The sequence below is a fragment of the Devosia nitrariae genome, assembly GCF_030160115.1.
Classification (GTDB): domain Bacteria; phylum Pseudomonadota; class Alphaproteobacteria; order Rhizobiales; family Devosiaceae; genus Devosia; species Devosia nitrariae.
Map to the genome: position 1 here is coordinate 39,364 of NZ_BSNS01000001.1, position 18,463 is coordinate 57,826.

The 18,463-nt window shown below is 63.4% G+C and carries 20 protein-coding genes; 4 read left to right on the forward strand and 16 right to left on the reverse strand.

Going from position 1 to position 18,463, the window contains the following annotated elements:
* Positions 1–170: 170 nt before the first annotated feature.
* The 10 genes from QQK18_RS00200 to QQK18_RS00245 all read right to left on the reverse strand — a co-directional run bounded on the left by QQK18_RS00200 (position 171) and on the right by QQK18_RS00245 (position 9,906).
* Positions 171–542 carry an SH3 domain-containing protein gene (locus tag QQK18_RS00200; protein ID WP_284338253.1) on the reverse strand — a complete coding sequence of 124 codons (372 nt, stop codon included), beginning with the start codon at positions 540–542 and terminating at the stop codon, positions 171–173.
* 128 nt (positions 543–670) lie between these two features.
* A complete protein-coding gene (locus tag QQK18_RS00205) occupies positions 671–1,153 on the reverse strand; it encodes a pyridoxamine 5'-phosphate oxidase family protein (RefSeq protein ID WP_284338254.1) in 483 nt (160 codons plus the stop codon).
* A gap of 385 nt (positions 1,154–1,538) precedes the next feature.
* Positions 1,539–2,237 carry an MAE_28990/MAE_18760 family HEPN-like nuclease gene (locus QQK18_RS00210; RefSeq protein WP_284338255.1) on the reverse strand — a complete coding sequence of 233 codons (699 nt, stop codon included), beginning with the start codon at positions 2,235–2,237 and terminating at the stop codon, positions 1,539–1,541.
* A gap of 5 nt (positions 2,238–2,242) precedes the next feature.
* Positions 2,243–3,340 carry a DUF262 domain-containing protein gene (locus QQK18_RS00215; RefSeq protein WP_284338256.1) on the reverse strand — a complete coding sequence of 366 codons (1,098 nt, stop codon included), beginning with the start codon at positions 3,338–3,340 and terminating at the stop codon, positions 2,243–2,245.
* A gap of 491 nt (positions 3,341–3,831) precedes the next feature.
* The gene (gene uvrB / locus QQK18_RS00220) at positions 3,832–6,432 is read right to left on the reverse strand and encodes an excinuclease ABC subunit UvrB (protein WP_284338257.1); all 2,601 of its coding nucleotides are present in this window, start codon (positions 6,430–6,432) and stop codon (positions 3,832–3,834) included.
* Between the two features lie 170 nt (positions 6,433–6,602).
* Positions 6,603–6,983 (reverse strand): VOC family protein, encoded by a 381-nt coding sequence (locus tag QQK18_RS00225; RefSeq protein ID WP_284338258.1) that lies wholly within the window; start codon positions 6,981–6,983, stop codon positions 6,603–6,605.
* A 397-nt stretch (positions 6,984–7,380) separates the two neighbouring features.
* On the reverse strand, positions 7,381–8,085 hold the full coding sequence (locus QQK18_RS00230; protein WP_284338259.1) for a DUF8737 domain-containing protein: 705 nt from the start codon (positions 8,083–8,085) through the stop codon (positions 7,381–7,383).
* 44 nt (positions 8,086–8,129) lie between these two features.
* Positions 8,130–8,498, reverse strand: coding sequence for a MarR family winged helix-turn-helix transcriptional regulator (locus QQK18_RS00235; RefSeq protein ID WP_284338260.1), 369 nt, complete (start codon positions 8,496–8,498; stop codon positions 8,130–8,132).
* A gap of 61 nt (positions 8,499–8,559) precedes the next feature.
* Complete coding sequence (locus QQK18_RS00240) at positions 8,560–8,982, reverse strand: SAM-dependent methyltransferase (RefSeq protein WP_284338261.1); 423 nt, start codon at positions 8,980–8,982, stop codon at positions 8,560–8,562.
* 366 nt (positions 8,983–9,348) lie between these two features.
* Complete coding sequence (locus tag QQK18_RS00245; protein WP_284338262.1) at positions 9,349–9,906, reverse strand: TetR/AcrR family transcriptional regulator; 558 nt, start codon at positions 9,904–9,906, stop codon at positions 9,349–9,351.
* Positions 9,907–9,994: 88 nt separating this feature from the next.
* Between QQK18_RS00245 and QQK18_RS00250 the strand changes: the two genes are divergently transcribed.
* Positions 9,995–11,137 carry an FAD-dependent monooxygenase gene (locus tag QQK18_RS00250; protein ID WP_284338263.1) on the forward strand — a complete coding sequence of 381 codons (1,143 nt, stop codon included), beginning with the start codon at positions 9,995–9,997 and terminating at the stop codon, positions 11,135–11,137.
* Positions 11,138–11,178: 41 nt separating this feature from the next.
* On the opposite strand, the gene QQK18_RS00255 is transcribed toward QQK18_RS00250, so the two are convergent.
* Positions 11,179–12,114, reverse strand: a complete 936-nt coding sequence (locus QQK18_RS00255; RefSeq protein ID WP_284338264.1) for a LysR family transcriptional regulator — start codon at positions 12,112–12,114, stop codon at positions 11,179–11,181.
* A gap of 98 nt (positions 12,115–12,212) precedes the next feature.
* Between QQK18_RS00255 and QQK18_RS00260 the strand changes: the two genes are divergently transcribed.
* Positions 12,213–13,106: an NmrA/HSCARG family protein gene (locus QQK18_RS00260; RefSeq protein WP_284338265.1), complete on the forward strand. Its 894-nt coding sequence runs from the start codon at positions 12,213–12,215 to the stop codon at positions 13,104–13,106.
* Between the two features lie 61 nt (positions 13,107–13,167).
* Here QQK18_RS00260 and QQK18_RS00265 read toward each other — a convergent pair whose 3' ends face one another.
* From QQK18_RS00265 to QQK18_RS00280, 4 genes are all read right to left on the reverse strand, one after another.
* Positions 13,168–13,956 (reverse strand): SDR family NAD(P)-dependent oxidoreductase, encoded by a 789-nt coding sequence (locus tag QQK18_RS00265; RefSeq protein WP_284338266.1) that lies wholly within the window; start codon positions 13,954–13,956, stop codon positions 13,168–13,170.
* Positions 13,957–14,230: 274 nt separating this feature from the next.
* Positions 14,231–14,719: an SRPBCC family protein gene (locus QQK18_RS00270; RefSeq protein ID WP_284338267.1), complete on the reverse strand. Its 489-nt coding sequence runs from the start codon at positions 14,717–14,719 to the stop codon at positions 14,231–14,233.
* A complete protein-coding gene (locus QQK18_RS00275; protein ID WP_284338268.1) occupies positions 14,703–15,053 on the reverse strand; it encodes an ArsR/SmtB family transcription factor in 351 nt (116 codons plus the stop codon). Before QQK18_RS00275 ends, QQK18_RS00270 begins: the two co-directional genes overlap by 17 nt.
* 206 nt (positions 15,054–15,259) lie before the next feature.
* Positions 15,260–15,661 carry a hypothetical protein gene (locus QQK18_RS00280; RefSeq protein WP_284338269.1) on the reverse strand — a complete coding sequence of 134 codons (402 nt, stop codon included), beginning with the start codon at positions 15,659–15,661 and terminating at the stop codon, positions 15,260–15,262.
* Positions 15,662–15,976: 315 nt separating this feature from the next.
* Between QQK18_RS00280 and QQK18_RS00285 the strand changes: the two genes are divergently transcribed.
* Positions 15,977–16,957 carry an aldo/keto reductase gene (locus QQK18_RS00285; protein ID WP_284338270.1) on the forward strand — a complete coding sequence of 327 codons (981 nt, stop codon included), beginning with the start codon at positions 15,977–15,979 and terminating at the stop codon, positions 16,955–16,957.
* A 352-nt stretch (positions 16,958–17,309) separates the two neighbouring features.
* On the opposite strand, the gene QQK18_RS00290 is transcribed toward QQK18_RS00285, so the two are convergent.
* A complete protein-coding gene (locus QQK18_RS00290) occupies positions 17,310–17,810 on the reverse strand; it encodes a winged helix-turn-helix transcriptional regulator (protein ID WP_284338271.1) in 501 nt (166 codons plus the stop codon).
* A gap of 100 nt (positions 17,811–17,910) precedes the next feature.
* On the opposite strand from QQK18_RS00290, the gene QQK18_RS00295 reads away from it, so the two are divergent.
* Positions 17,911–18,462 carry a dihydrofolate reductase family protein gene (locus QQK18_RS00295; protein WP_284338272.1) on the forward strand — a complete coding sequence of 184 codons (552 nt, stop codon included), beginning with the start codon at positions 17,911–17,913 and terminating at the stop codon, positions 18,460–18,462.
* Position 18,463: the final 1 nt, after the last annotated feature.

The window sequence follows — 18,463 nt, forward strand, 5'->3', positions numbered from 1 at the left end:
TCGCGCGATTGGCGATGTCGCGCCACGCCCGCCGGATTTGGGCGCATGGTGTTCATGGCACAATCTCGCCGATTACTCGGAACCGGCACCTCCCCCCTTGTGGGGGAGGTCGGGAGGGGGGTGCTCGGAGCCCTGGGCGGCGGCGCGGCGGAAGTTTCCCGCAGTACAGCCTACCTGAAAATCCCATAAGGGAGCGGGTCGAACGGCACGACGTGCGGAGTGACGTTGACCTTGGCGGGGGAGCCGACCAGGTAGCTGGCATCGACCCAGCCCCCGGCGGCGGCGATATAGCACCAGCTCTCGCCGCCCCAATCGGCATAGCGGCGGCCGAACTCGTCCTCGCGGGAGGGCGTGGTGCAGCGCTCGAGCGGGTAGCGCTCGCCGTCGACCAAGTGCGCGATGGCCGGATAGTCCCGGCCCGGGCCGGCGTGCACGGTCGCATTGCCGGAGGCGCGCGCGGTCGGCTCGGCAAGCGCCGGGCCTGCGAGAATGGCCGCAGCGAGAGTGGCGATAACGACGATGGCGGAGCGGGTCCTACGCACGGCTTTGCAATCTCCAGTCCATGTCTTAGTGCGCGGAGGCGGTGGCGGTTTCAAGGCGACCGTGTGGGCGTACGGAGGCGCCCGGCGGGTGCGACCGCCGGGCTCGATCAAGCCTTTGTCATTAGGCCCTACAGATTGACCTTCTCGTTGTCGCCGAGGTCCGGTCGGCGGTTGGTGGCAGCGGCGGCCATCATCTTGACCAGGGCGACGGGCCCGCCGGGGCTGTCCCAGTACTCGGCCTCCTCGGGCGTCACGGTGATCAGGCGGATGTCCGGATCATCGGCGCTCTGCCACGAGGCCTGGGCGAACGCGTTGAACAGGTCACGGATCTTGTCGCGGTCGTTGCTGACCCGCGCCGGGCCGCTGATGGTCAGGTAATCGTTGTGGCCCTTGTCGGCGAAGGCGAGGGTGACGTCATGGTCGCGCTCCGTCTGGTGCGCCTTGGCGCTCTCGGCGTTCGTCAGGAAATAGATGGCATGCTCGTCCCGCCGCACATAGGCGGCCATCGGCCGGGCCCGGTGGCGCTGGCCGTCATGGGTGATGAACATGCAGATGGTGATGTCGTCGACAAGGTCCCAGACCTTGTCGTGCTCGTGGGTGAAATCGGACATGGGGCTCTCCGGAGTTGGCGGTTGTCCGGAGAACGGGTGGGGGGAGGGGTGGTTGCGGGGGGGTGGGGATGTGATCGCGGTAAGCGGCAGATGGTTAGGGGACTATCACCAGCTCACAGGGTTGACAGCGGCGGACGCGGCTATATTCCACGGGTGTAACGGCAAAGCGGAAACCCTCAGTGGCCATAGGCTCAGCTTCCTAGCGGGTCAGGGTGAACTCGCGCACGGGTGCAGATAGTGAGGGTGGTGGTGTAGGCTGGCGTGATCGACGGGGCGTTGAATGTTCTTGATTGTTCGTTCTCGCCGGCGCACGGAAGGACTGCAGGGATACGCGGGCGGCATGCAACTTGTCCGCCGCTGTGTAGTGGAGCTCGACCCCAAGGTCCTATAGGCAAATCTTTTTAAATCTATCTACTATAGCCGCGTCAATTACTGTGCAAAGATCAGAGATGAAGCTTACATATTCCGCTAGCTGTAGTCGGGTCACATTAAGTGATACGCCTTGATGGGCAACCTCGTTCCTACGGTCCAATATTTCGTCGAGTTTTGTTCGAAGATATGTCTCGCTGTGAGTAAGTCCAGCCGCCGCCGCCTTGGTCGCTAGCTCCTTGAATGGTTCGTTAACGCCAAAACGCTTGAGCATCTTCGAAACGACCTCTGGTCTTGGGTTCGCCTCGGTTCTTGCGAAACCGTCTCCGACAAGCTCCCCCCGGGCGATGGCCCGTGCTACTCTTCGCAAGTCGCTATGTCTCGTACTTTTATTACCTTGTTTGTCTCGCATGACCGCCTCTAATCCATCGAAATCATGAGCCAGGATAAACTCAGAACTCAGTGTGACTTTTTTGCTCGTGCCGCGCCTATTTTCAAGTTCCTGGACGACCTCGAGGAAAACATCTTTTAAGTAGGCCTCGAATGTTGCGGCCATCAGTACTACGGCGCCACCGCGCAACCCCTCGACCCCAATTCGTTGGTATGTCGTTTTCGGAGGATCGGGGAATGTCGACCTCTCAATCTTCAGCAGCCTTTCGGACCGCTTCAGATCGGTGCGAAGGTTCGCTAGTGCCTTCGTTCGTTTTCTGATCATCAGTTTTAATTAATGATTTCTTGTACCATTTCTTGAAAAATATTTACCCGTTCCTTGAACAAGCTGGGCGTGTTCGTTGCGGCGTCGATGGATTTTCTAAAGATTGGATCTTCGAATTTGTCCTTAAACGCGGAAACGATCGCGTCCTTATTGTTCAGGAGATCTATTTCCTCAAAATCCATAAATCCGAACATCTGCACGTCAAAAAGCGCCGCTAAAACCTGCTTGCGCCATTCGACTTTCTCCGGCTGCCACCTTTGGAATGTGTGGGTATCGAATACCATTCTGGCTTTGCGCAGGGCGCGCACAAAACTATCTTCTAAGAGCCGGAGTTGAGCGTCATCTGCTTTCCGATGTGCCAACATATATCTATCCATCGTAAGCCGCACACCCCCGGAAAAAGACTGAAGATCGTCCTTAAAAGTGAAAAACCTAAGTACAAACTCCGCGTCTCTCATTTCTCTGTATATGGCCGAAGATTCTTTCGATTTTATATTTAAAGCTCTATGGAAATCAGCACTCTCCGCCAGTTTCATAATTAAATTGTTTAGCGGACCTGTATATGCGTTGTTCCTTATTTCCTGTGGATTTGCTGCCGCCCCGCCAGTATTTAGTCGTTGAAATACCTCGTTCTTAACGTCAACGTCTGACTGCTTTAATATTATAACGGCCCTTATAGTTGGTCGGGTTTTGAGTACTATCTGCAACTGGCGTGGAAGTTCGGAGAACTTCCTCCCATTGACGTCGCTGAAAACTTCTAATCCAGACAGAGAAAATCTATCACTAAGAAACGATGTTATCGCGGTTAGTCGCTGTTTTCCGTCGATTATGGAATAAGTCCCAAGCTCATCTTCGTTTAGAAAAATTGGCGGAATGGGAACATTGATAAGAAACGACTCTATGAGCTTAGACTGACGTTTCAAATCCCACCGATTTCGCCTCTGAAATGAAGGCGAAAGGTCGATGACACCGTCCTCGGTGAGAGTTTGGAGGGTGCTTAGGTTGTAATCGACGGAGGCCGTTACAAGCTCTCGTTGTTTCTGGGTCCAGAAGTCTAAGGTTTCCTGAATTTCTTCGATTTCAGTGTCGTCGATATCGGCCACAGATCACTCCTCAAGCAGGATTGTGGTAATGGATCAGGTTTTTCCGGGTTTGCAACTACAAATCTGCCTATGAAGTGAATGTAGTTGCCTTATCTAGCTCGCAAGGAAACCAGGGTTGTGGGACTGCGTGCGTGCCTCTCATGCCGCGCTGAGAGCGGCGGGGGTCGACAACCTCCTCCACTTGTCTAGAGTTGCGCCTCCCACAAACCTGCGTCTGTCGAGCGCGTGAGGTGGATCAATGAAATGATGTACCCGTTTTGGGTATTTAGCTCCATCAGCCGCAGCCGCTTCACGACTTCCAGGGGTCGCGCTGCCATTCGATCGTAGCTCTCATGGCCTTCTCACCTAGATCTCTCCGTCGGAAAATATTGCTTCGCGGGGAGGTTTGAAGTCTCGAAGGTTCGAAAGGTCGATCTCAGTCCTTTGCCGTGCACCTCGACGACAATGGGCTCCATTTCCCCAGTCCCTCGGATAGAGGCCCATGGCCTCGATCAGCTGATCTCCCCCTCCAGCGTATCCAACTCCATCTCCCGCAATCGCTTCACCTCGTCCCTGAGCCTCGCTGCCTTCTCGAACTCAAGATTCGTCGCCGCTTCGCGCATCTGCGCCTCGAGGTCCTTGATGACCGCGGCCAAATTGTCGCCGACCTTGACCTGTTCCTTGCCGTCGCGGCCCTTGCCGATTGAGATGGTGACGTGGTCGCGTTCGTAGACGCTGTCGACAATGTCGTGGATGTTGGAGCGCACCGATTGCGGGGTGATGCCGTTGGCTTCGTTGTAGGCCATCTGCTTTTCGCGGCGGCGGTTGGTTTCGGCGAGGGCGCGTTCCATGGAGCCGGTCATGTTGTCGGCATAGAGGATGACGCGGCCGTCGACGTTGCGGGCGGCGCGGCCGATGGTCTGGATGAGGGAAGTCTCCGAGCGCAGGAACCCTTCCTTGTCGGCATCGAGGATGGCGACCAACCCGCATTCGGGGATGTCGAGGCCCTCGCGCAGGAGGTTGATGCCGACCAGCACGTCGAAGGCGCCGAGCCTGAGGTCACGGATGATCTCGATGCGCTCGATGGTGTCGATGTCCGAGTGCATGTAGCGCACGCGGATGCCCTGCTCGTGCAGATATTCGGTGAGGTCCTCGGCCATCTTCTTGGTCAGCGTCGTCACCAGGGTGCGGTAGCCGGCCTTGCTGACGCCGCGGATCTCGTCGACCACGTCGTCGACCTGGCTGGTCGCCGGACGCACTTCGACCGGCGGATCGATGAGGCCGGTCGGGCGGATGACCTGCTCGGCGAAGACGCCGCCGGTCTGCTCCATCTCCCATGAGCCGGGGGTGGCCGAGACGTAGACCGTCTGCGGGCGCATGGCGTTCCACTCCTCGAAGCGCAGCGGCCGGTTGTCCATGCAGGAGGGGAGGCGGAAGCCGTATTCGGCGAGCGTTGCCTTGCGGCGCAGGTCGCCGCGATACATGGCGCCGAGCTGGCCGATGGTGACGTGGCTCTCGTCGACGAAGACCAGGGCGTCGTCGGGCAAGTATTCGAACAGGGTCGGCGGCGGCTCTCCGGGCCGGCGGCCGGAGAAGTAGCGCGAATAGTTCTCGATACCGGCGCAGGAACCGGTGGCTTCCATCATCTCGAGATCGAACAAGGTGCGCTGCTCGAGGCGCTGGGCCTCGAGGAAGCGGCCGGCGCCGTTCAGCTCCTGCAGGCGGGCGGCGAGCTCCTTCTTGATCTCCTTGATCGCCTGGACGATGGTCGGGCGCGGCGTGACGTGGTGGGAGTTGGCGTAGACGCGGATGAACTTGCGCTCGCCGACGGTCTTGCCCGTCAGCGGATCGAACTCGACGATCTTCTCGATCTCGTTGCCGAAGAGCGTAATGCGCCAGGCGGCGCTGTCGTAGTGGGCGGGGAAGATCTCGATGGTGTCGCCGCGCACGCGGAAGGTGCCGCGGGTGAAGGCGGCCTCGTTGCGCTTGTATTGCATGGCGACGAAACTGGCGAGGAGCTCGCGCTGGTCGATCTTCTGGCCCTTGTTGAGGTCGATGATCATGGCCGAGTAGCCCTCGACCGAGCCGATGCCGTAGATGCAGGAGACCGAGGCGACGATGATGACGTCGTCGCGCTCGAGCAGGGCGCGCGTCGCCGAGTGGCGCATGCGGTCGATCTGCTCGTTGATCGAGGATTCCTTCTCGATATAGGTGTCCGTGCGCGGCACATAGGCTTCGGGCTGGTAGTAGTCGTAGTAGGAGACGAAGTACTCGACGGCGTTCTCCGGGAAGAACGACTTGAACTCGCCATAAAGCTGGGCGGCCAGCGTCTTGTTGGGTGCGAGGATCAGGGCAGGGCGCTGGGTGCGCTGAATGGTCTGGGCGACGGTGAAGGTCTTGCCCGAGCCGGTGACGCCGAGCAGCACCTGGTCGGTTTCGCCATTGTCGATGCCTTCGACCAGCTCGGTGATGGCGGTCGGCTGGTCACCGCGCGGCTCGTAGTCGGTGACGAGATTGAAGGCCTTGCCGCCTTCGGTCTTGGCCGGGCGCTCGGGCCGGTGCGGCACCCAGGGGGCGGACCCTTCCACCTCCTTGCGGCCATGCAGGATGATCTCCTCCAGCGCCTTGACGGTCGCCGAGATGCCGACGGTCTGGGCGCCGGCGATGGTCTTGCCGTCGCCGCCGGTGACCTTGGACCGGGCCTTGGAAAGCGTGCCGCGCAATTCGCCGAGCACTTCGGGGTCCTTGGCGGCGGCGCGGGAGATGTCGCGGGCGGTGACCCGCTGGGAAGGCACGTGGCCGAACCCAGCCTGCGGGGCTTCGCCCATCCCCTCGAAATCGACACGCTCGACCGAATTGGCCTTGGATTTGGGTGCCTTGAGAGACATGCCCGTCGCTTCCGACCGCTGCTGCTTCTTGGGCTTCTTCGGTTTCTCGGCTGCCTTGGCTTCGGCTTCGGCGCGCTGGCGGTCCGCCTTGTCGAGGGCGCGCTTGTTCTTCAGGCGCTCCTGGGGGAGGCGCTTGTTGGCGGCCATGTCCTCGGCCTTCTCGATCTCGCCGAGAAAGTCGTCGATGGAAAACTCGGATTTGCCGGGGCGCGAAGAGGAAGCCATGGTCAGGTCTCGTCGGAACGGTCGGGCGGAATGGGGTGAGCGGCACCATAGATAGGTGCCGTGTCACATCCTGTCAGCAGCAGCGTGGTAAAATCGGGTTGTATCCCAGTTCGAAATTCGTAGCTGTCGAAGTCGCGCATTTTGCGGCAAGCCGGGCGCAAAGTCCCGCGCTAATCGTGCACCTGATGCACCGCTTCGAGCCGCCAGCCGTCAGGGTCGATGACGAATGCGGCGTAGAAAGTCGGCGAGTAGTGCGGCCTTAGCCCTGGCGGTCCGTTGTCGGTCCCTCCGTTGGCGATGCCCGCCGCGTGAAAGGCGTCCACCGCCGCATGGTCGGGGGCGTTGAAGGCGAGATGGAACCCCTCACCGGGAGGCGCCGCGCCTGATGTCTCGATGATCTTGAGCGGTTCGCTGCGTCGACCGGCAGGCCCATAGCCGATGGCGTCAGCGTCGGTCCACATGCGAACGACGCCGAGGGGTGCGAGGGCTGCGTCATAGAAGGTGGCGGCTCTGGTGATGTCTTTGACGCAGATCGAGAGATGTCCGAGCATCGATTGACCTCGTGCATGGTGGGCCGTTTGAACTGAAGGCTGTCGCAGACGACTCTTACCATGGAGAGAACAAAAAGGGAACGGGGTGGCGCCGGCAATTCCTGTTCGCACACCTTGCGGCTGTGGTGGTATCTCGGGATGGATCCCGACCTTCGTCGGGATGACAGCGAGGTTGTGGGCGTTGCGGTGCCAAGCACCGACACCCCAGATGCACACAACATCATTCCTGCTGCGGCTTCGGCTTTTGGATCACCGCCTCAACTCCCCCGATGTCACCCCGACGGAGGTCGGGGCCCATCCTGGGAGGCATCGCCAGCCGCAAGGTGTGTGAATAAGGCACAGAACGCGTGCAAATCTTGCTTTTGTGTCCGCTGAAGCGTTCGGAGTTGGGCGCGTGTCAGGCGCGGGCCCGCGCCCCCGCCCGGATACCCGAACGCAGGCGGGCGAAGACGACGGCGTGCAGGATGAGGTAGAGCGGCACCAGTACGGTTGGAATCAGGCTCCACGGCAGCGTCTGGATCGCGTCCGAGCCCGGGCCGGCGTGGATGAGCTGGAAGGCGTAGCCGTTGAACGACAAGGTGCCGAGGGCGACGGCGAGCAGCAGATCGAGGGCGCCGAAAACGTTCCAGGCCGCGATGGCAAAGGGCGCTGCGGCAAGGCGCGGGACCAGCAGCAGGCCGGCGGCCGCGACGCCGGTGATGACGTCGCCCCACCCGGCCGAAAACGGGAAGGGACCAGCCATCGCCTGCGCGGCGGCGAGCAGCAGGAAGAAGGCTCCGAAGACGCGCAGGATGTTGAGGGCAAGGATGGTGGCGAGCGGTATGCCCAGAAGGGCGCGGCGCGCGCCGGGCGAAACGAGTGCGGACGCTCCCGCCGCCAGTAGCGGAAACGCGACCATGATGCCGATAACGGGCAAATCGAGGGCGAAATCGCGCCCGAAGGCGCCTGTGGCGGCAAGTGCCACCTGCAGACCGATCCAGGCCCCCGAGATCGCCAGCAGGGCAACGCGCGTCGTGGGCCGAACATCGAGATGAAAGAGGGTGACGCCATAAGTGACGGCGACCGCCAGGACCAGCAACCAGAAACCGAAGAAGTCGAGCATTTCATCACCTTTTTAAGTGTAGATACACGTTTACGTGCAAATGTTCAGGCACTCGCCTCCGCCTGCGCCTGTCTCCAGGCGGGAAGGGCCGCGGCCGCGGCCTCGCGCCCGAGGCGAGTGACGGAAACGATGCGCTCGCGCGCATCCTTGCCAGGCCTGATCTGCACCAGCGACTTCCCCAGGGCGAGGCCGAGATTGCGGGTGAGGGTCGTGCGCTCGATGCCGAGGAGGTCGGCGAGGGTTGAGATGGTGGTGGGACCGGCGAGAATGAGCGTTGTCAGCAGCGAGAACTGGTTGATGCTCAACCCGTGCGGGCGCAGCTTTTCGTCGTAGAGGCGCGTGAGCCGCGCGGCCGTCCGGCGGGCAGAGAGGCAGGCACAATCCCGACACTCGGTGAAATCGACGGCGTCCATGACATTATGTGTATATGCACCTAAATCCGTTGCAAAGCGAAACGTCGATGGCCGGACGACATTAGATGGCGAATTCGTACAGCGGATCGCCGCCGTCGATATAGAGCTTGCCGCCGGGAACGAGGGCGGCACGCAGGCGAGCGCGGGCTTTCTCGCCGGCTTGCGGATAGCGGCCGTCGAAGGCACCGACACGGATGGCGACGGCGAGGTCGAAAGGCGCTTCGCCGGGAAGAAGCTCGAAGTCTTCGGCGGCGGATTGGCGCACGCTCATGCGGCCTGACTCGATCTCGTCAGCGCAGCCGGCCTCAGCCTGGGCTACGGCGGTTGCCGAGCGGTCGACGGCGAGCACGTGGCCGTCGCCGATGCGGGCGGCGATCTCGCGGGCCATGGCGCCGGGACCGCAGCCGATCTCGAGCACGCGCAGGCCGGGGCGCAGCGGCAGGGCATCGACGATGGCGGCAAGGCGGGGCGAAAGGGCAGGCATGGGGGCACCTTGGAGGAACGGTCGCGGGCGAGGTTAGGATGGTCGCGCGAAGCTGACCAGCCGGGGAGTTGCAATGGCTTTCATGCCCGGCGCCCGGGGCGCGGGCACCCTCCACTTAACAGCCACCGAATGTCATCCTCGCGCAGGCGAGGACCCAGCCCTGAACGCATCACGAGGCACGGAAAGGGGTGGTTGGTTGTGCAACCGCCCCCCTTGAAGGGAGGGATTGAGGGTGGATGCCCTGTTCACACACCTTGCGGCTGGCGCTACACCTCAGGCTGGGTCCTCGCCTGCGCGAGGATGACATCCGGTGGGTGGGGCGAGCGCCCGTGGCAAGAGCCGGCCGTTTCAGAAGCCAAGCGCGCCTCAAGTCAGCTCCCCCAGCAGATAACGCTGTAGCGTCGCGCCGATGGCGGCGACGGCCGTCTCTCTGGACAGGTCGGCATCGGTGAGGCCGAGGACGTAGCGGGTATAGGCGAGGCCGAGCATCTGGCTGGCGACGAGGGCGGCGCGGTGGCGGGCGTCCCCCGGCGCCCCGAGTTGCGTGACGAGGCCGACGACCTGCTCGGCAAGGACGGTGCGGATGCGCTCGGCGGCTTCGGCATTCGTGGCGGCGGTGCGGATGAGGACGCGCAGCAGGTCGTCCTCGGCATTGCCTTCCCAGCGGGCGAAGAAGAAGCGGACCAGAGTCTCGCCCAGGCGGTCGCGCGGGACGTCGGAGAGATCGGGAAAGCCGAGGTCGATCGAGACGGACTCGGCAAAGAGCTGCTCCTTGCCGCCGAAATAACGGTTGATCAGTGCCGGGTTCACCCCGGCTTCGGCGGCGATGGCCCGCACGGTGGTGCGCTCATAGCCGTGCTCGGCAAAGTACTGGCGGGCCGCCGCCACCAGCTTCCGGCGCGTTTCGTCGGCGTTTCGTGCCATCGCGGGTCTCATGTAAACACGTGTTGACTTCGCTGGTTGCCCCAGCCTATGTAAACACATGTTTACAACGCTGGAATGGAGAAAGGCAATGGCAGAAGAGACGGACGTACTGATCGTGGGGGCAGGGCCCGCAGGGCTCGCCACGGCCATAGGCCTGGCGCAGCAGGGCATCGACTTCGTTGTCCTCGATGCGCTGCCCGAAGCGCAGAACACCTCGCGGGCCGCAGTCCTGCACGCGGCAACGCTCGAGGCGCTGGGCGGTTTGGGGGTGACTGAGACGATGATCGCGCAAGGCATCAAGGTGCCGCACTTTCGCGTCCGCGACCGCGACTCGGTGCTGCTGGACACCGACTTCTCGAAGCTCAAATCGCCGACGCCCTATACGCTGATGATCCCGCAGGACGAAAGCGAAGTCATCCTGATCGAGCGGCTGCGCGCGCTCGGCCATGAGGTGCAGAGGCCCGTGCGGGTCGTATCCGTCGAGCGCGGCGCCGACGGGGTCAGCGTGACCGCGGACGGGAAGGAGGGGAGTCGCAGCTTCACGGCGCGCTACATCGTCGGCGCGGACGGCGAGAAGAGCACGGTGCGCGAGGCCGCCGGCATCGGTTTTCCGGGGCATACCTACGGCTCGTTCCTGCTCGCTGACGTGCGCATGGACTGGCCGATCGAGCGGAATGAGGTGACGCTATTCTTCTCGGAAGCCGGCACTCTGGTGGTAGCGCCGATGTCGAAGGACCGGTACCGCGTCGTGGCGCAGATGCCGGGTGCGCCGTCGCAGCCAACGATAGCCGACGTGCAGGCAGTGATCGACGCCCGTGGCCCGCGCAGGGGTGCCAAGGTGCGCGAGCTTCTCTGGGGATCCCGCTTTCAGGTGCATCACAAGCTCGCTGATCGCTTCCGCGACGGGCCGTTCCTGCTGGTGGGCGATGCGGCGCATGTGCATAGTCCGGCCGGCGGGCAGGGGATGAATTTGGGCCTGCGGGATGCGAAGGCGCTGTCTGCCGCGCTGGCGGAAACGCTGCGCTCCGGCAGCCCGGCTCCCCTCGACGCCTATGCAGGCGAGCGGCGGGCGTCGGCTGAGGAAGTGTTGGAGATGACCGACCGCCTGACCAGGGTGGCAACGCTGACCAATCCCGCGATGCGCTGGGTGCGCAACCGGATCATCCAGGCAGCATCCGCCCTTGGCGTCGTTCGCGTGAAGGCGGCGCTGACGCTGGCGGGGTATCGGTGAGGGCAGGCGACTGCACCCGCGGCTGGATTCTAGCGCCGAAACTATTCGGCCGCCGGTACGAGCTTGTCCACGGCGCAGTTCGCCTCTACCTGGGCCCGGCTCAGCCGTTCCGCCGCCAGATCGACGAAGGTCCTCACCGTCGGCGACAGGTGCCGGCTGGACGGATAGACCGCATATACGCCGCCCACCGCCGTCGCGTAATCCGGCAGCACCCGCCGCAGTCGGCCATCCGCTATCGCGGGAGCGGCGGCCGAGGCCGGCAGTTGCGCGATGCCGAAGCCCTCGAGCGCGCCGCGCCCGGCGATCTCCATCGTGTTGGCCGAGATGCGGCCGCTCACCGCCACGGTCTCGGTGCCGTTCGGCCCCTCGAGTACCCACTGTGCTCCAGCCAGTTGCTGCCCGGCGATGATGCAATCGTGGTCGGACAGGTCGGTCGGCCGCTCCGGCATTCCCCGCTCCGCCAGATAGGCGGGGCTCGCGCACAGCACCTTGTGCGACGGCCCCAGCTTTCGCGCCACCAGCGTCGAATCGGTCAGCGCCCCGGTGCGGAAGGCCACGTCGATCCCCGCCTCCACCAGGTTGAGCTTATCGTCAGTCAACAGCAGCTCGACCCTAGTGCTTGCGTAGCTCGCAAGGAACGCGAACACCGCCTCGGCAAGGAAGAATTCGGCAAAGCCAACCGGCGCCGAAATGCGGATGGTGCCCGACGGCTCGGCCCGTGCCGCGGCCAGCTGCTGGTTTGCTTCCTCGATGCTCCTCAACGCCACGCTGCTCTGTTCATAGTAGACGCGCCCGGCATCGGTGGGGCGCAAACTGCGGGTGGTGCGATGCAAGAGCCGCACCCCCACCTCCCGCTCTAGCCCGGCGATGCGCCGGCTGACGCTGGTCTTGGGCAGCCCGAGCTGCCGCGCGGCGCCGGTGAAGCTTCCCGCCTCGACCACCCGCGCAAAGATGGCGATGTCATTGAGGTCGAGCATTGTAGCCTCCTGCGGTACGATGTTTCCCAACTATAGCGCATTGCGGTTCAATCGGCCAATCCCGAAATCTCCGTTGCAACCCACACGGAGATCGACAAATGACCACCAAGCCAACAGTTCTCGTGACCGGCGCGACCGGCCAACAGGGCGGCTCCGTCGCCCGCGCCCTGTTCGGCCAGGGCTACCCCGTACGAGCCCTGACGCGTAACCCCGACAGCGCCGCTGCACGAGCGCTCGCCGCCGCCGGCGCGCAAATCCACACCGGCGATTTCAGCGACCCCGGCTCGGTCGAGCGCGCCGCCCGTGGCGCCGATGCCATGTTCCTCGTGACGAACTTCTGGGAGACGGGCGCCGAGGGCGAGACGCAGCAGGGCGTCTCCGCCGCAAAGGCTGCAAAGGCCGCCGGCGTCGGACATCTCGTCTTTTCCTCGGTGGCGGATGCCGACAAGGCGACCGGTATCCCGCATTTCGAGAGCAAGTATCGGGTCGAGGAGGCAATCGCCGAGTTGGACATTGCCCACACCATCATCGCCCCGGCCGGCTTCATGGAGAACGTCACTGCGCCATGGTCGATCGGCGCGTTGAGCCAGGGGACCTACGCCTTCGGGCTCCCGCCTGAGCGCAAGCTCCAGCTCATCGCCGTTGCCGATATCGGTGCCTTTGCCGCGGCGGTGATCGGGCGTGGCGCGTCGGTGTTCGGTCAGCGCTTCGACATCGCCGGCGACGAGCTCACCGGCACCGAGCAGGCCGCCATCCTTGCGCAGGCGATCGGCCGGCCGATCCGCTACCAGGAGATCCCGCTCGAGGCGGCCCGCCAACAGGACGCCGAAAGCGCCATCATGTTCGAGTGGTTCGATCGCGTCGGTTACGACGTCGACATCCCCGCGCTGCACAAGGCCTTCCCCGAAGTCGCCTGGCGCTCGTTCGAGGCCTGGGCGCGCAAGGCCGATTGGTCGGTGCTGAACCAGCCGCCGCAGGCGATCGCCGGCTAGAGCGTTCTCAGCAAAAGTGACTTGGAGCTCCCGCTCCGATTCATTCGGCGCGGGAAGAGCTCTAATCCATATCCAGCACCGAGCCGCAGGTCACGTTCATGATGGCGCCGGTGATGGCGCGGGCGTGGTCGCTGGCGGCGAGGACGGTGGCGTCGGCGACCTCGGCAAGAGTCGGCATGCGGCCGAGGACGGTGCCGGCGGTCATGTAGGTCTTGAAGTCGTTGATTTGCTCGGCGTGGGCAGGGTCGGTGGACCAGGTCTCGGGAATGGCATCGGAGCGGACGCAGACGACGCGGATGCCCTTGGGGCCGAGTTCGCCGGCGAGGGTGCGCGACAGGGCCTCGATGGTGGTGCAGGCGATGCCGAAGCCGCCGGGCGCGTGCTTCATCTGGTCGCGGCCGGAGAGATGCGAGCCGGAGGAGGAAAGGGTGAGGATGGTGCCCGAGCCTTGCTCGACCATGTGACGGGCGGCGGCGACGGCCGTGATGAGGTGGGTACGGGCGGCAACGGTGATCGGGGTGAGGACGTCCTCGACCTGCATGTCGATGAGGCGGGTGCCCTGCAGGTCGCCGCGGATCCATACGGCGTTGAAGGTGAGGTCGATGCGGCCGGCCTTCTTGGCCACGTCGTCGGCATGCGCGCGCACCGCCGCCTCATCGAGGGCATCGACCTCGGTGGCCTCGGCTGTGCCGCCGGCTGCCGTGATCTCATCGGCGACGGCCTTGACCTTGTCGAGCGTGCGGCCGGCGAGATAGAGCCTTGCGCCCTCGCGGGCGAAGGCACGCGCCGTGGCGCCACCGATCTTGCCGCCGGCACCATGGATGATGGCGACCTTATCCTTGAGCAGCATGGGGTTATCCTCCTTTGTTGACGCGTTGAGTCAGCGGGTTCGTGCGATGAGTCCGGGTGTTCACGTGTTGAGTCAGAATGTTCACGCACTGAGTCAGGCGGTTCACACTCAATTCGCCCCCCTCCCATCCTCCCCCACAAGGGGGGAGGTGTAGGTCAGTGCGCTTGGCGAAACGGTGCCACAGGCACGATGCGTCACCTCCCCCCTTGTGGGGGAGGCGGGGAGGGGGGTGAACCAGGTCGGCGTCCTGTCGGCCGCGCCCCATCCCCGCTCCTCAACTCAACTGCGCCAGCTGAACACCGCGGGCGAGGGCCTCGGCATATTCCGCCTCCTTGTTGAACTGGGAGTTCCAGCCCATCACATGGCTGTCGCGGTAGTCGCGGGAACTGAACGGGGTCTGGTGGAAGTGCTGGACGGTCCTGCCGTCCTCTTCCTCGAAGGTGATAGTGATGGTCGTCTGCGTCGTCTCGCCCGAACCTTCCTCCCAGGCAAAGCTCATGACGATGCGCTCGTGCGGCACGATTTCGAGAAACTGGCCGTGGGAGACGCTGCGGCCATAGGCGGCGGATTTCATGCCGGTGCGCCATTGGCCGCCGACGCGGAAATCGTGGTCGAGGTCGGTGACGGTGAACCCTTGCGGCCCCGACCAGCGGAACCAGTGCTCGGGCTCCGACCACAGCCGCCAGACGACGGCGACAGGCGCCTCGAAGACGCGGGTGATGAGGAGCTCGTCATCCCTAAGGTCATCAGTTCTTTGGCGCATCAGGATCTCCGCGGGTGATCTCGGTTAGATAGGCGTCCATCTTGTCGAAGCTGCCCAGCCAGTAGGTCCGATAGCGGGCGAGCCAGCCGTCGATCTCGCGCAACGGCGCGGGATCGAGCCGGCAGGGCCGCCATTGGGCGTTGCGGCTGCGGGCGACAAGGCCGGCGGCTTCCAGCACCTTCAGATGGCGCGACACCGCCTGCAGGGTCATGTCGAAGGGCTCGGCCAGCTGATTGACGCTCGCCTCGCCCTCGGTCAGCTGCGCCAGCAGTGCGCGACGGGTGGGGTCGGCGAGGGCCGAGAAGGTGGCGGAGAGGGGGTCGGTGACGGACATATTCAACACAGTTGTTTATAAACAGAGTTGTTGAATAGGTGACAAAGGTTGTCCTTGTCAAGCCGGGTCCTGTCGCGAGCACGGCGGCCCCCACCCTGATTTTCCGCTGAACGCGGAGAATCGATCCCTCTCCCCAGAGGGGCGAGGGGAAGAAAGGCGACATCGGCAGGTGTATGGCTCCCGCCGTCGCGGCGGGAGCCCTGCGCTTATTCGGCGGCGATGGGCCGGGCGGCGCGCTGGCCTGCGGGCGCGAAGGCGATCCAGGCGAAGATGAGGACGCCGAGGAAGGTGATCATCGAGCCGATGGCGACGGGCGTCTCAAAGGCGGTGTTCCCCGAGAGCAGCATGTAAAGCGAGGCGGTCATCACCACGACGCCGATGGTGTAGACGGCGTAGTGGGTCATGGGCAGCCGGCCCTCGGCCTTGGCCGGGTTGAGGGCATAATAGCCGCCAAAGAGCGCGCTCGTTACCCAGCCCAGAAGGTTGATGTGAGCGTGGGCGCCCATGACGGCGTGATTTTGGCTGATGGCCATCATCAGCCCGATGCCGATGCCGATGACGAGAAAGACGATGGCGGTCTTGAAAAAGAGCTCAGCGATTCTTGGCATTCCATTCTCCCCTCGACCGCAGAAACGCGGCTGTCCCCTCCTGGTGCCGCTCGCGATCATGGCAGGAGATTATTCCTGTGCGCGAAGGCTGGGAAGGGGCGACGCGTGGGGGATCTTTGGTCATTCACCAGCTTTTGCGGGCGCGAGGGAATGGGATGTCCCCACGTTTCGTTGGCATGGGCGGTTTGTGCCGGCCTTTTCACATCTGAAAAGCCCATTGCACCCTTGCCGGTTGACCCATCGCCGGCGCGGCACCTAGGCTGGCGTCATCAGATTTCCCGAAATCGCCGACGAAGGCTGCCAGGAGGATTGGCTATGGATTATGTGCGCTTGGGCAATGCGGGACTGCAGGTCAGCCGGCTGTGCTTTGGCACCATGTCGTTCGGCACGCCCGATGACGAGCGGCCGTGGGTACTGGGGCTCGACGAGGCGCGGCCGATGTTCCGGCGGGCGTGGGAGGCCGGCATCAACTTCTTCGATACCGCCAATGTCTATGCGGCGGGCACCTCGGAGGAGGTGACGGGCGCCATGCTCAAGGAACTGGCGCCGCGCGAGGATATCGTGCTGGCGACGAAAGTCAGGTTCAACCATCAGAGGCGGGGACCGAACGGGGCAGGGCTCAGCCGCAAGATCATCTTTTATGAGATCGACCAGAGCCTCAAACGCCTCGGCACCGACTATGTGGACCTCTACCAGATCCACCGCTTCGATCCGAATACGCCCTTTGAGGAGACAATGGAGGCGCTCAACGACGTGGTGAAGGCCGGCAAGGCCCGCTATATCGGCGCATCGTCGATGTACGCCTGGCAGTTCCTCAAATACCAGCGCGCGGCCGAAATCAACGGCTGGACGAAGTTCGTCTCGATGCAGAACGAGGTCAACCTCATCTACCGCGAGGAAGAGCGCGAGATGCTGCCGCTGTGCAAGGCGGACGGCATCGGCGTGATCCCGTGGTCGCCGCTCGGTGCCGGCAAGCTGGCGCGGCCGTGGGGCGAGACGACCAAGCGGGTCTCGACCGACCGGCACGGCAAGAACATGTACCAGATCACCGAGGCTAACGATCAGGACGTCGTCGGAGCGGTCGAGGCCGTCGCCAAGGCGCGGGGCGTCTCGATGGCAGAGGTGGCACTCGCCTGGCTGCTGTCCAAGGACGTCATCACTTCGCCGATCGTCGGGGCCTCCAAGTTGAGCCATGTCGAGGACGCCATCAAGGCGCTGGATTTGAAGCTTTCCGACGAGGAGATCGGCCGGCTCGAGGCGCCGTACCGGACGCGCAGTATTTCCGGGTTCTCTTGAGAGGGATCCGCAGGTCCGAGTCTGCCACCACTCCTGCGGTAAACACGATGACAGCCGGTGGGTGGAGTTGGATGGTGCCATCCTTCCGACTTGAGGATACCCCCCTCCCAACCTCCCCCACAAGGGGGGAGGTGCCGGTTCGGAGGTCTCGGCGGGATTGTGCCACGAGCACTATGGTCCCCACCCATGGGTATGGCGCCGATTCCGTCAGTGCACGGATGCCACCTCCCCCTTGATGGGGGAGGCTAGGAGGGGGTGATGCGGTGTCGACACCCGCACAGGATAAGGGGTGGGATGGTTCAGTGGCTCTCCCACCGCCCGTGATCCTAACGCTCTCGTCGAAGGGTGGGACTCACCCCGCCTCTTCCGCCAGCACCTTCTCATAAGCCGCGCGCAGCTCGGCAAAGACCGAGCGCGCGCCGGGTTTTTTCGGCGTGCCCAGATGCTGGGTGCGCAGTTCTTCCATGAAGGCTTCCCACATCTCCGGTCCGCCTTTTTCCAGAAGCTCGGCGCGGATGGAGAGCTCGCGGCTGACGGGGAGGTGCCGGCGGCCCCAGGCGCCGAGCATGGCGAAAACCGGCACGAGCTCGATCGCCTTTTCGGTCAGACTGTAGATCGCTTTTTGCTTATGGCTGGGATCGTCGGCCTTGGTGACCATGCCGAGCTCGAGCAGGTGCTTCAAACGTGCCGAGAGGATGTTGGAGGCGATGCCTTCCTCGGAGTGCGACAGCAGCTCGCGGAAATGGCGGAGGTTGCCGAACATCATGTCGCGGATGATGATCAGGCTCCAGCGATCGCCGAAGACCTCGAGGCTCAGATTGATCGGGCAGCCCGATCGCTGATCTTCCCGCATGCGAAACTCTCTTCAAAAAAACCGGTTGCAATATCGCATCAGTTGATGCATCTTACAACCGGTTGTGAAACGCAACTGGTTTTTTGAGAGGATAGACGTGATGAGACGCCTGGTAGTTTGGAATGTGATGTCGCTCGACGGCTATTTCGAAGGCCGCAAGCCGTGGGATCTCGACTTCCACGAGACGGTCTGGGGTGACGAGCTCGAGACGTTTTCGCTGGAGCAGTTGGAGGAAATCGGCACGCTGCTGTTCGGCCGCCGGACCTATGAAGGCATGGCTGACTACTGGTCCAAGGAGACCGGGGCGGTCGCAGAGAAGATGAATGCCGTCGAGAAGGCGGTGGCGAGCCACACGCTCGAAGCGGCGGACTGGAACAATACACGGCTCCTGAAGGGCGACGCGGTCGAGACGGTCAAGGGCCTCAAGGCCGAGAACGGCAAGGATGTCTACGCCATGGGCAGCGCCGACCTGCTCTCGTCACTGCTCAAGGCCGGGCTCGTCGACGAATACCGGGTGTGCGTCGCCCCGGGGATCTTGGGCGGAGGCACGCCGCTGTTCAAGCCGCAGGACGACATGGTCCCCTTGCGCCTTGAATCCGCCCGCCCCCTAAAGTCGGGTGGCGTGATCCTGACCTATGCGGTGGGAGGCTGAC